The sequence below is a fragment of the Roseateles sp. GW835-FHT13E02 genome (assembly GCF_058794035.1).
In genome coordinates this window covers 187,892-200,755 of the sequence record NZ_JBXAGJ010000011.1, presented here as the reverse complement: position 1 = coordinate 200,755, position 12,864 = coordinate 187,892, and the positions used below count along the sequence as shown (strand labels likewise).

8 protein-coding genes and 1 pseudogene are annotated in these 12,864 nt (G+C 64.8%); 6 read left to right on the top strand and 3 right to left on the bottom strand.

Going from position 1 to position 12,864, the window contains the following annotated elements; genetic code table 11:
• From AC1Q6P_RS13025 to AC1Q6P_RS13005, 5 genes and pseudogenes are all read left to right on the top strand, one after another.
• Positions 1–264, top strand: a pseudogene (locus AC1Q6P_RS13025) (GDP-mannose dehydrogenase); the annotation flags it as partial.
• Between the two features lie 20 nt (positions 265–284).
• Positions 285–2,405, top strand: a complete 2,121-nt coding sequence (locus AC1Q6P_RS13020) for a glycosyltransferase (protein ID WP_492664188.1) — start codon at positions 285–287, stop codon at positions 2,403–2,405.
• Positions 2,406–2,489: 84 nt separating this feature from the next.
• Positions 2,490–3,776: a phenylacetate--CoA ligase family protein gene (locus tag AC1Q6P_RS13015; protein WP_492703208.1), complete on the top strand. Its 1,287-nt coding sequence runs from the start codon at positions 2,490–2,492 to the stop codon at positions 3,774–3,776.
• 45 nt (positions 3,777–3,821) lie between these two features.
• Positions 3,822–4,778 carry a polysaccharide deacetylase family protein gene (locus tag AC1Q6P_RS13010; RefSeq protein ID WP_492664186.1) on the top strand — a complete coding sequence of 319 codons (957 nt, stop codon included), beginning with the start codon at positions 3,822–3,824 and terminating at the stop codon, positions 4,776–4,778.
• 154 nt (positions 4,779–4,932) lie between these two features.
• Positions 4,933–6,396 (top strand): polysaccharide lyase, encoded by a 1,464-nt coding sequence (locus tag AC1Q6P_RS13005; protein WP_492664185.1) that lies wholly within the window; start codon positions 4,933–4,935, stop codon positions 6,394–6,396.
• A gap of 33 nt (positions 6,397–6,429) precedes the next feature.
• Here the strand turns inward: AC1Q6P_RS13005 and AC1Q6P_RS13000 are convergent, their stop codons facing one another.
• Together AC1Q6P_RS13000 and AC1Q6P_RS12995 are read right to left on the bottom strand one after the other, a co-directional pair.
• Positions 6,430–7,752 carry a putative O-glycosylation ligase, exosortase A system-associated gene (locus AC1Q6P_RS13000; RefSeq protein ID WP_492664184.1) on the bottom strand — a complete coding sequence of 441 codons (1,323 nt, stop codon included), beginning with the start codon at positions 7,750–7,752 and terminating at the stop codon, positions 6,430–6,432.
• Positions 7,753–7,814: 62 nt separating this feature from the next.
• Positions 7,815–9,503 carry an asparagine synthetase B family protein gene (locus AC1Q6P_RS12995; RefSeq protein WP_492664183.1) on the bottom strand — a complete coding sequence of 563 codons (1,689 nt, stop codon included), beginning with the start codon at positions 9,501–9,503 and terminating at the stop codon, positions 7,815–7,817.
• Positions 9,504–9,986: 483 nt separating this feature from the next.
• Here AC1Q6P_RS12995 and AC1Q6P_RS12990 point away from each other — a divergent pair, with 483 nt between their 5' ends.
• Positions 9,987–11,507 carry a hypothetical protein gene (locus tag AC1Q6P_RS12990; RefSeq protein WP_492664182.1) on the top strand — a complete coding sequence of 507 codons (1,521 nt, stop codon included), beginning with the start codon at positions 9,987–9,989 and terminating at the stop codon, positions 11,505–11,507.
• 64 nt (positions 11,508–11,571) lie between these two features.
• Here the strand turns inward: AC1Q6P_RS12990 and AC1Q6P_RS12985 are convergent.
• A partial coding sequence (locus AC1Q6P_RS12985; RefSeq protein ID WP_492703206.1) for a hypothetical protein occupies positions 11,572–12,864 on the bottom strand: 1,293 nt, incomplete at its 5' end.

Sequence of the window (12,864 nt, the reverse complement as noted above, 5' to 3'; positions counted from 1 at the left end):
TATGACCCCGAGGTGCATCTGGCCAGTCTGCTGGGCGCGAACCGCAGCTTTGTTCAGAAGCACCTGCCGCACATCGGCGAGATGCTCAAGGGCGATCTGGCCGAGGTGGTGCAGGGCAGCGAGGTGCTGGTGATGGGCCTGTCGGGCGCGGAGATCGCGGCCCAGGTGGCCGGGCTGGCGCGCGCCGACCAGGACCTGCTGGACCTGGTGAACCTGCCCAACAAGGCGGACTTCAAGGCCCGGGTGCAGGGGCTGTGCTGGTGATATCGGGTGCCTCGCCCTGGTTGAGTGAAGGCCGTTGGCGCTGGGGCCAGCGCCTCGGCTGGCTGCTGGTCTTGCTGCCGCTGCTCATCCTGCTGCCGCAGGTGCTGGGCAGCACCGACCGGGTGCGCCTGCGCAATGCTCTGGTGCTGGATGAGTCGGTCAATCCGGCCATCGACTGGCCGGCGAGTGCGCCGCCGCCCAGCTTCAAACGTGAGCAGGCGCCGGCCTCGGCGGTGTTTGTGGAGCAGGTGCGCAAGCTCGGCCTGGCCGAATTGCCCGGGCCCTGGGAGCGCTCGCTGGCGATTGCCTCCCATTTGTTGAGCTCGGCGCCGGTGCTCACCGGTGGCCCGATCCAAAGCGATCTGCAACGCACCTACCAGCGCATCGTTCAGGACGGCGAAGGCTATTGCGGCGATTTCGTGCGCAGCTTCATGGCCCTGGCCCATGCCGCAAAGATCCCTACGCGCAGCTGGGGTTTTGCCTTTGACGGCTTTGGCGGTCACGGCCACATCTGGGTGGAGATCTGGAACGAGCCCTTGGCTCACTGGCAGCTGCTGGATGTGTTCAATAACGTCTATTTCAGCCGGGGCCAGGGGCCGCTGTCGGCGCATGAGGTGCGCGCCGCCTTGCTGGCCCGTGATGCCGAGCTGCGCATGCTGCCCATCGCGCCCAAGGCCCGCCCAGGCTATGTCGACGAGGCCAAGGCCTGGGAGTACTACCACCGCGGCGAGACCCAATGGTTCCAGTGGCTGGGCGACAACCTCGAGAGCTACGACCGCGAGCCGGCCGTGCGCATCACCGGCGCACTCTCGCGCAGCCTGGAGCAGTTCGCTGCCATCGCTACGGGCGTTTATCCCGGCATGGCGATCTGGCCCATGGCCGAGAGCCAGGCGGCGCATGCGCACCTGCGCCGTCTGAAGACGGCCTTGCCTTTGCTGGGCCTGAGCCTGGTGGCGGGCTTGGTCCTGCTTCTCCTCAGCGCCTTGCGCTTGCGCCGCCTGCGTCCGGCCTTGCAGGCTTGGTCACGCGAACACGGCCATGTGCTGCTGGTTGGGCCCCTGCCGCCGCCCGCCGGCGGCATGGCCAACCAGTGCGAACAGCTCCTGCGCCTGCTCAAGGCCGAGGGTGTGCAGGTTCGCCTGCTGCGCAACAACCCACCGTACCGGCCGGCCTGGACGGGCCGTGTGCCCGTGCTCCGCGCGGTTGTTCGTTTGTTGGCCTATGTGCTGGCGGCTCGTCGTGAGATTCGCGGTGCACGCGTGGTCCACATCATGGCCAACTCGGGCTGGGCCTGGCATTTGTTCGTGCTGCCGGTCGCGCGCCTGGCGCTGGGCCGTGGCGTACCCTTGATCATCAACTACCGGGGTGGCCTGGCTGATGAGTTCCTCAGCCAGGGGCCGGCCCATGTGCGGCGCCTGCTGTCACGCGCTGATTTGCGCGTCACGCCCTCGGCCTTTTTGCAACGTGTGTTTGCCAAGCATGGCCTGAGCGCCGAGATCATTCCCAACATCATCGACCTCTCTCGCTTCAAGGCCAAGACGCCTGCGGTGGCTGCGAGCGCACCGGTGCTGCTGGTGGCGCGCAACCTGGAGCCGATTTACGACAACGCCACCGCGATTCGCGCCTTTGCTCGCGTGCGTGAGCAGTTCCCGGCGGCGCGGCTGATCGTGGCCGGGGAGGGGCCGGAGCGCGCCGCTCTGCAGCAGCTGTGCGAACAGCTGCAGATCGCCGCTGCGGTCGAGTTTGCCGGGCGTGTCAACAATGCCGACATGCCCACGCTCTACCAGCGCGCCGACCTGGCCCTCAATGCCAGCACCGTGGACAACATGCCCATCTCCATCTTGGAGGCCTTCGCCAGCGGGGTGCCGGTGGTGAGCACCGATGCTGGTGGCATACCCGATTTGCTGGAGTCGGGCCGCACCGGCCTGCTGGTGCCCATCGGCGATGCCGAGGCCATGGCCGCAGCGGCGCTGCGGCTGCTGCAGGACCTGGATCTGGCCCGGCGTTTCAGCCTGGCGGCCCACGCCGAGGCGCAGCGCTACGCCTGGTCAGCAGTCAAGCCGCTCTGGCTGGCGGCCTATGACCGTGCGGGCCTGGCCCGGCAAGCCGCTGTGGCGCCGTTTCCTTCCGCCTCTGCCTGAGCCGAGAGAACCGTGAACCTCTACACCGATCTTTGTTCCCATCTGCTCTTCCCTTTGCATGAGAGGCTGAAGAGGCATGACAGCGTGGCGCGCTTGCGCCTGCTGGAGCGCAGCCAGTGGCTGTCGCCAGCAGAGCTGCAGGCCCTGCAACTCGCCCGTCTGCGCGAATTCCTGGGTGATGTGGGGCGCCACGTGCCTTACTACCGCCAACTGTTCAAAGAGTTGGGCTTCGAGCTGGCAGCCCTGCAGAGCGTGACCGATCTGCAGAAGCTGCCCCGCCTGGACAAGCCCTTGATCCGAGCCCATCAGGACGCGCTCAAGGCCGAAGACCACGGCGTGCTGAGCCGCTACAACACCGGTGGGTCCTCGGGCGAGCCCCTGATCTTTTACATGGGCAAGGCTCGCAAGAGCCATGATGTGGCGGCCAAATGGCGCGCCACGCGCTGGTGGAATGTGGACATCGGCGACCCCGAGATCGTGGTCTGGGGCAGCCCGATCGAGCTGGGCGCGCAGGACCGTGTGCGCCGCCTGCGCGACGGGCTGATGCGCAGCCATCTGCTGCCCGCTTTCGAGATGAGCGAGGCCAAGCTGGACGCTTTTGTCGCCGACATCCGCCGCATCCGACCGGCCATGCTGTTTGGCTACCCGTCCAGCCTGTCCCTGATCGCAGCCCATGCCATGAAGCGCGGCGTGAGCATGCGCGACCTCGGCATCCGCGTGGCCTTTGTCACCTCGGAGCGGCTCTACGAAGAGCAGCGTCGCTTGATCTCTGAGGCCTTCGCTTGCCCGGTGGCCAATGGCTATGGCGCGCGCGACGCCGGTTTCATCTCCCACCAATGCCCGGCCGGCAGCTTGCACATCAGCGCCGAGGACATGATTGTCGAGACCCTGGATCCTCAGGGCCAGCCGGTGGCCGAGGGCGAGATCGGCGAGATTGTCGTCACGCATATGGCCACGCGCGATTTCCCCTTCATCCGCTATCGCACCGGTGATATGGGCGTGCTGGGTAGCCAGCCTTGCAGCTGCGGCCGCGGCCTGCCGGTGTTGAAGGAGGTGCATGGCCGCAGCACCGATTTCGTGGTGGCGCAGAACGGCACCATCATGCACGGCCTGGCCTTGATCTACACGGTGCGCGATCTGCCCGGTGTCGAGAAGTTCCGCATCGAACAGCTGAGCCTGGATCACACCCAGGTGCAGGTGGTGCGTAACGCTGAATTTGATCCGGCTGGCGTGCAGCGCATCGAGGATGATTTCCGGCGCCGGCTGGGTGCGGCCGTGCGCATCGAGGTGCTGCTGGTGGACGACATCCCGGCCGAAGCTTCCGGAAAATTCCGCTACGTGATCAGCCGCGTCAAGGCTTTTGCATCTTGAGCCCGGGCCGACCACAAAGCCCCAGGCCATTGGAACCACACTGACATGCTCACGAAACTGGCTTACAGCCTGCTCTCGCCCGCCGGCGCCCGCGGGCGATTGACCATCCTGACCTTGCACCGCGTGCTGCCGCAGGCGGACGACATCTTCCCGGGCGAGGTGGACGCTGCGCGTTTTCGCGAGATCCTGGGTTGGCTGAAGGACTGGGCCCATGTCATGCCGCTGGACGAAGCGGCCGAACGCCTGGCCCGTGGCAGCCTGCCGGCGCGAGCCTGCGTGCTGACGTTTGACGATGGTTATGAGGACAATGTCTCGGTGGCCCTGCCCATCTTGCAAGAGTTCCGCATGCCGGCCACCTTCTTCATCGCCACCGGCTTTCTCGGACAGGGGCGCATGTGGAACGACCGCATCATCGAGGCGATCCGGCATGCGCCGGCGGGCGCCTTGGACCTGAGTACGGTCACCGGCGATGAGCGTTCCCGCTTTCAGATCGGCGATGCCAGCAGCCGACGTCAGGCCATTGATGCGCTGCTCGGCGTGATCAAGTACCGCGTGCCGGATGAGCGTGTGCAGTGCGTCGCCGCGATCGAGACCCTGTGCGGCGGTGCCCACGATCAGGCCTTGATGATGGGCGATGCCGGCATCCGCCAGCTGCATGCCGCCGGCATGCAGATCGGCGCGCACACGGTCAACCACCCCATCCTGGCCACGCTCGATGCGGCCGGTATGCGGCGCGAGATTGGCGACAGCAAGGACTATCTCGAAGCGGTGCTGCGTGAGCCGGTGCGCCTGTTTGCCTATCCCAATGGCAAGCCGGGCCAGGACTACAACGCCGACAGCGTGGCTCAGGTCAAGGATCTGGGCTTCCTGGCTGCGGTCAGCACGGTTTGGGGCGCGGCGCGCCAGGGCGACTCGATGTTCGAGTTGCCCCGTTTCACGCCCTGGGATACGAGCCGTTTCCGCTACCGCAGCCGCATCGTCGAAAACCTGATCCGCCACTGAGGCCCACATGATTGCCTTGCGCCGCAGCCTGCTTTCCAACGCGGCGCTTTGCGCTCTTGCGCCTTTTGACGGTGCATCGTTCTGGCGCCTATGGGCGCGCCCGGGTTTGTGTGCAGCCTTGCTGCTGCAGACTTTGGTTTGGCCGAATCAGGCCGTGGCGCAGTTGCCCGCCAACGCCGGGCCTGGCTTGGTGATCGGTGATGGCGAGGCGGGCCCAAGCTGCGCCTTTCTCACCGGCATGGGCGAGATCCGTTGGCAGCACCCGGGCGGCGACTGGCTCGATGCCCAGGGCAAGCCCCAGGGCGACCGCGCCTTCTCGCAGATCAAGCTGCAGCGCGGCATGGGCCGGCCTTTTGTGGAGATGGACCTCAGCAGCCTGGTGCAGCGCTGGCAGGCGACGCCAAGCCTGCCCCGCGTGGTCCTGCTGCGCGCCCTGGGTGCGGCCGGGGCCGGTGACATCGTCGACTTCCACAGCAAGGAGTCACCCGACCGTGCGGCTCGCCCCATGCTCAAGCTGGAGTTGGACGACGGCAGCCGTTTGCGACTGAACCCGGCGGCCGACACCTTCACCGATTGCAGCAGCCTGAGCAGCCTGGGCCAGCGCTCGGAGCTCAAGTTGGGCGGCGGCCGGCATGTGCTGCTGCGCTTTGACATTCCCGAGGCGGCCAAGGTCAAGAAAGCCGTGCTCATGCTGACCTCAGACCAGCAATACGGCAGTGCCTTCATCGACATCGGCAGCTTTGCGCTCTATCCCAGCTATGCCCGGCCCGCGCAGGTGCAGGAAGGGCTGGCGGCCAAGTACCCGGGCGACCAAGGCATCGCCTCCCACCCCGAAGTCTTGTTCAGCGCTGACTTCGAAGTTTCGGACTGGCTGCGCCAGTTTGGCGGCTGGGTGCTGCGAGGTGACGGCGGCGTGATCGGGCCGCAAGACTCCGCCCCTGGGTTTCAAGCCCTGTCGGGCCGGGCCCTCAAGGTGCGTATCGCCAAGGGTGAGAACCTGGGCCTGGATCTGCGCTACAAGTTCAGCACACGTGGGCAGGCGGAGCCGGAGGACGTCTATTTCCGCTACTACCTGCGCCTGGGCCGCGACTGGCAGCCGGTGCTCGATGGCGGCAAGCTGCCCGGCATCGCGGGCACCTACGGCAAGGCGGGCTGGGGTCGGCGCAAGGCCGACGGCAGCAATGGCTGGTCGCTGCGTGGTGGCTTCGCCAAGCGCCCGGTAGGCGACCGTTCCGTGGCTGAGCTCAATGCCTTGAACTTCTATGCCTATCACGCCGATATGAAGGACGAGACGGGTGATCCCTGGGACTGGTCACTGGGCCCAACCGGCCTGGTGCGCAACGAGCGCTGGTATTGCATCGAGCAGCGTGTGAAGCTCAACCAACCGGGCAAGTCGGATGGGATTGTTGAGGCCTGGATCGATGGCCAGCAGGTCATGAAGCGCAGCGGTGTGCGGCTGCGCGACACCAAGCGCCTGGCCATCGAGGAGGTCTGGTTCGATGTCTACCACGGCGGGGTGTCACCTGCGCCGCAGGACATGCACCTGTTCATCGACAACGTGGTGATTGCGCGCAGTTACATCGGCCCCATGCGGAAGCAACCCGGCGTCCAACCCTGAGCGGCGGCCCAGGCCGGCAATCCGTTCCGGCATTCAACGGCCGGGCAGGGTGCCGGCGTTTGTGGCGCTTGCGGGTTCCGGCGCCTGCGCCAGGGCCTTCTTCACCATGTGGTCGGCCATCATGACAATGGCGCACAGGTAGTAGGGCAGGTCGAAGTGCACCAGAGTCAGGAAAGCCCCGCCGACGGCAAACCCGAGCAAGCTGGCCTGGGTCATGCGCATCAGCAGAGGCATCCAGGACTGCAACTCCGGAATCTTCGACGCGGCAGTAGACACGCCACTGGCACGAACCCAAGTCACCACGCCGAGCAGCAGAAACAAGGCCAGGCCCGGGAAGCCGTGCTCACCCAGGGCCTGGAAGTAGATGCTGTGGGCCACCAGCACCTGCCCACCTGCGAAGTCATAACCTCCCACTTCCATGGCGGGACCGTAGAGCCGGAACACCAGCGGGTTGTCGGTGCGGAAACCAGCGCCGACAAAGGGGCGATCGAGGGCGCAATTCCACAAGGTGGTCCAGGTGTAGAGGCGCGACATGGCGGAGCCGTCGGCCTTGAAGTCCTGGATGGTGTTCATGCGCTGGTTCCAGCTGTCGGGCATGAAAATGATGGCGATGGTGAGCACCACGCCGATGCCCATCAAGGTCAACACGGGCCGGCGACTCTTCAGGCCCAGCATGCAGGCCATGGTCACGATGGCCAGCAAGGCTCCGCGTGACTGGGTGCCTAGCACGCACAAAATGCTGATCAGGCCGGAGAACAACAGGCCGCGGCGCAGCCAGCGGCGTTCGGTGATTTGGTACAGGTAGAACAGCAGTGGCAGGATGATGACCAGGGCCACGCCGATCTCGTTGTTGCCCTCGATGATGCCGCCCGATGGGCCCCAGACACGGCCGCTGCCGCCACTGGTGATGGTGAAGATTCCGCCTTTGACCCCGTAGAAAGCCAGCGAGCCCACCAAGGTCCAGACCAGCACCTCCAGCTGTTTGCGCTCGTGGATGAGCGCAATCGCCAGCATGACCATGAAGTGGATCTTGAGCACCGTGATCAGCTGTTCCATCACCAGCGCCGAGCTGTTCAGCGCAAAGATCGAGGTGACGAACATCCAGGCGATGAAAAGCAGATAGACCGTTTTGACGCTGCTCTTGGGCCAGGCCATCTTGGGCCGCATCGCGACGATACCGATCAAGGTGCAGATCGCCACAATCATGGCGAAGGGCAAGCCGCGCGCGAAGCCATAGGCCAAGCGGTAGGGGATCATCATGGCCAGCCAGACCCACACCACGGTGCCGGTCCAGGGACGCTTGATCACCATGGGCAACAGGCCCAGGATGATCGCGGTGATGATGATGTCTCTCATGGCAGTGGCCAGGCGCCCAAGGCGCGTGCGGGGTTCTTCAAGTTCGGCTCAAGCCCGCAAGCTCAGGGCGCACTGAGGCGGTAGTTGGGCTTGTGCTGCTCCAGCCATTGTTCCAGCATCATCAGGATCCAGACCATCTCACCGTAGTAGCCCGGGTAGGCCGGCAACTGCTCGTTGAGCAGGGTGTGGATGTAGTCGGCGCGCACCAGACCACGCTCGACCAGGGCGTCCAGCGAGCGACGCGCCAGCTTTTGAAGTCCGGGGTTCTTGACCGTCCAGACGCCGAAGGGCAGGCCAAACCCCTGCTTGCGCTTGGTGATGATTTCATCCGGCAGGAAGCCGCGCAGGGCTTCCTTGAAGAACCAGCGTAGCTTCTGGCCACGCAGCTTGAAGTTGCTGGGCAGCTGCAGGGAGAAATCCAGCAAGCCTTGGTCGAGCATGGGGAAGCCCACCGACACCCCGGCCAAGCTGGTGGCAGCTCGCACTTTGGGCAGGTCGCTTTCTCCGAGGGTGTAGCGCCAGTCGTAGGCCAGTTCGCGGTTCAATTCGCTGCAGGGCTGCGGGGTGGCGCGCCAGGTCTGGCGCTGGTGTTCCAGCGGTGCGTTCAGGTCCAGCTGGGCCAGCAGGGCCGGGCTGAGCACCTGCTCCGGGCCGACACGAGTGATCAGGTTGTAGTTGCGCAGGCGGTCGGGCATGGGCTGCTTGGCCTGGCGCACATAGCTGCCGGCTTTGCGCACCAGGGGGATGCGGCTCAAGGCGCTGTTGCCCACGATGGGCTCGATCAGGCCGGATCGCAGGATGCTCGGCACCTGCTCGTAAAAACCGAACAGGCGCTGGGTGGCATAACGCGAATTACCCCCGTACAGCTCGTCGCCGCCGTCGCCGGCGAGCAGGCGGGTCACACCGTCGTCCTTGGCCATCTTGGCGCAGTAGAAGGCGGGCAGCACCGAGGAATTGCCGAAAGGCTGGTCCAGATGGGCGGCCATGGCCGGGATGCTGCGCACGAGATCGTCCGGGGTGACGTAATACTCGTGATGCTCGGTGCCGAAATGGCGCGCCGCGAGGCGGGCGTATTCCATCTCGTCATAGCCCTCGGCATCAAAGCCGATGGAGTAGCTGGCGGCGCCCGAGGGGCTGGCGCGCATCAGCATGCCGGCCACGGTCGAGCTGTCGGTGCCGCCGCTCAGGAAACAGGCAGCCTTGCTGCCATCAAACTGGCGCTGCACCGATTGCTGCAGCAGACGCAGGAATTCCTGCTTGCCAGCCTCAAAGCTCAGTGACTTGTTTTCGTGGAACTCGGGCTGCCAGAACGGCTTGACCTCCAGCCGACCCTGATCGAACCAGGCGTAGTGCCCGGGCGGCAGGCGATAGATGCCTTTGTAAATGGTGCGGGGCGAGGGAATGCAGTGAAAGTACAGATAGTCAAACAGGGCCTGCGGGTCGAGTTCGCAGGCCTCATCGGCCAGGGTATCGGCCCGTTCGGCAAAGTGCAACTGGCCGTCCAACACCCGGTAGCACAGGCTGTAGGTTGCGAATCGGTCCTGGGCCATGAAGACCTGGCCTTGCTCGGTGCGCAATGCCACAGCGAAGTCACCTTCAGCCTCTTTCGCGGCCGTGGCCGGGCCCTGCTTCAGCGCAAGCAACCATGCCGAGGCCAAACCGGTCGCTTGGTGTGCGGCCTGAACGCTGGAGTTCTTGAAACGGGGCTGGCCGAGCACAATGGGCTGAAGCGAATGGGCAGTTGTTTCCATTGGTGACAAAAAGAGTGTGAGCGCGGCTGTGTTTCGGCCGAAAGGCGTGACTATAGTGGGCGCCCTTGGATACTCAACACCTCAATCAGGGCGTCTGGGGAAAAATGTGCGTCTGCACGCTCAAGGGAAAGCATTGATTTGAAGCCAGTGATTGAAATTGTGAGTGACCTCGGTGTCGTGAGCAGGGCCGACTCAGAACTGATGGGTTCGGCCGAAGATCGAAGCGCCGATGAACGGAGCGCGGAAGACCGTCGCCTGTTCCTGCGATCATCTCTGGCTGCCTTGGGCGGTTTGTCGCTGAGTGCTTGCGGTGGCGGCGGGGGTGGGGAGGCTGATGTGGCGCCTAAGCCCGCGCCAGCACCTGCGCCGGCCCCGATCCCTGCGCCCAGCCCCGCACCATCGCCGACGCCCGCCCCGACACCTGCGCCCGTGCCAGCGCCGGCTCCCGCTCCTGAGCCCAAGCCGGCCCCGACGCCAGCCCCTGTGCCAGCACCTGCACCGGGCGAACTGCCTCAGTTCCTTTCATACGATGGTGGCAGCGGCCCCAACAATACTTACTGGAGCGAGCGCCTCAAGCTGGGCTGGTTGAACTTCCGTGTCGGCGATTGGCTGGATGCCAAACAAGTGGCCCAGGGCAGCGAGCCCTATGCCACGGCCAGTGTCGCCGTGGGCTGGGTTCAGCTCGATGCGGCTGCTTTGGTCAAGCGCTGGATGGCGCTGGGCGCGAATCGCGGTTTCTATTTGCGCACCAACCAGGACTGGTCATTCCATTTCGCAGGGCGAGACCACAGCGATGCCAGTTTGAAACCCGTGCTCGAAGTTGTGACCGATACCGGCACTTATGTGCTTCCCTGTATCTGCAATGCGGCTTGGAGCCCATCTTCTTCCGCCAGCAAGAACACCCGCAGCAAATTCGAAGTGTCCAAAACCAATTGGTTTGCGGCGCTTCAATTTGATTTGAGTGGGGTGAGCGGTCAAGTGAGCAAGGCCACCATCAAGTTGTATTGCCTGGAACTCAAGTATCCGGGCAGCATTTACGCCTTTGAGCTGAATCCCCCCACGTTCCGGATCGGTGGCGGCAGTGGCACGGCGCAGCCCGGGATTGCTGCGAAGTACCCCGGGGACCAAGGCATCGAGAAACATGGCTCGGTTTTGTTCGCCAGCGATTTCTCCGTACTCGATCGCACGCGTTGGCAGGCCGGAGACATGTCGCCTGGCTTCAGCCAGGTGCAAGAGTCGCCGGCCACCGGGACCTATGTTCGTGGCGTGATCGCCAAAGGCATGTTGAAAGGCGGTGACTTGCAGCGCAATGTGGTCAGCGGCGGCGCCAAGGGCGTGCCCACTGGTGTCGAGACCCGGCTGTTTGCCCGTTACATGGTCTACCTGGAAAAGGACTGGGGCTCGACCTTGCAGGCCAACAAGATGCCCGGTTGGGATGGCCGCTTCGGTTGGTGGAACACGGCAGGCAATGGCTATTGGCAGTCCACCACCGGCAACGGTGGCTCGCCCGGTACGGGCCGCAAAGTTGCAAACAAAAGCACCGGTGGCTGGACCTATGAGGGCTGCTCCATGCGCGGCCTCGGCGGCATGGCCAGCAAGGACGGCAATCCCTACGACGGCCTGTTCACCATGGCCAACTACATGTATCACCTCGACCAGGCCTCGGCCTTTGGCGAGGATTGCTACTGGCCGGGCGTGGTCTTGAGCAAGGAGCGCTGGTTCTCGATCGAACATGAGATCGTCATGAACACCATCAGCGGTCCTTACGACGAACTGGGCAATGGTGTCGCCAACCGCGACGGCCAATACCGGGTCTGGGTGGATGGCGTGCTGGCCTGGGAGCGCACCAACTTGCGTTGGCGCTGCCACCCTGAGATGGGCGTCCAGGGCTTCTGGCTCGACTGGTACCACGGCGGTACCGAAGCTGCCGCCGCAGATATGCACTTCCGAATGAACTCGGTCGTGATTGCGCGTGAGTACATCGGGCCGCGCAGCGCGGCCTGAACTTGAGCCTTGCGCAGGCGAGGGGGCTTCCCCCTCGCTGCGCCTCGTCGCCCGGTTGGGACTGTCAGCTCAGGCGCAACACTTGCAGGGCTTCGGTGGTGCTGCTCAGGCGGATGGCTACATCAGCGCCGGCCAAGCGTGCGATGCGAAAACGACCCCAGGTGCCGTGCTGATGGCCGAGCAGCGCGGCCGGCCCGGCTTGCCGGCTGACGCGCCAATTCGGGCCTTCGAGACCGTCAATTCGATAGAGGCCGCCGTCCTTCGCATTGCTTTGCACCCAGATGCAGGCTCGGCTGTGGTCGTAGTGCATGCCGGCATTGGCCAGAGCTCCGTCGTCTGCGAGTGTGCTGGGGTTGAAGTCCAGGTGTGAACCGTCGCTGGAGCTCAGACTCAACGGCTCATGGTAGGTGGTCCAGTTGCTGGCTTGCGCGTCCAGAGCCTGACCATGGCGCACGCGGATGCCGCGTGCATCGCCAAACAGGCAGACCTGTTCGCGTCGCTCGCGCAACAAGGTCCAGCTCCGGTTGGCATAGGGCAAGGCGGTGCTGGAGCTGATGGCATTGAAGCTCATGCGCCCCAAGCTCTGGGTGCTCCAATCGGTCGCCTCGCTGGCCGCCAGTTCAAATCTGAAATGGGCAAAGCTGTCGTGCGGCCCGTAGATGGCGCCGCCGTCCAGAAAGGCCGTGCAGTAGGACCAGTTCGCGCTGTCCCGTGTGGGCTTGATCCAATGTGCGATGGAGTACTGGCCCGAGTCCAGGTTGACGATGGCTCGCGCGTTGCCAGGGCAGAACAAGCCGCCTGCGTTGGCTCCTGCGCCGGGCAGCCCCGGAGGAATCCACACCAGTCCGTCGTAGCTGTGGATGGCGGCGGGAACTCCGTTGCGCAGCGGCATATTGGTCGCGTTGCCCGAGGAACGAGGCACGATTTCACCTTGGCTGAAATCCCAGCTTTGCACCATGTCGAGCGGCGCGTGATTGACGACGCGCCTGAACTGCATCTGTGCCGCATTCAAGGCATAGATGCCGGTCTCGCATTCATGGGTGTCGCCATGGCCGCCGCCGCTGATGTACATGATCTGGTTCTGATGGTCCCAGGCTGCTCCGCCCCAGGCGGCCACGATGTTCGCGCTGGCATCACCGCTGCTGGCCTTGGCCTTCGGGTAGCGTGGGGTCTCGATCACGCGGTCCAGGACGGCGTCGCTGACGAAGAACCACCGCATCGTCGGCAGCTGGGCCCAGTCGCTGGCGAGAACGCGACCATCGGCATCGCGTGTGGGCGACCAGGTCGCGCCCTTGATCTGAAGTGGCGGTGGCGGCGCCGGGCTTGGCGCTGCATTGCCACTGCCATCGCCGCCGCC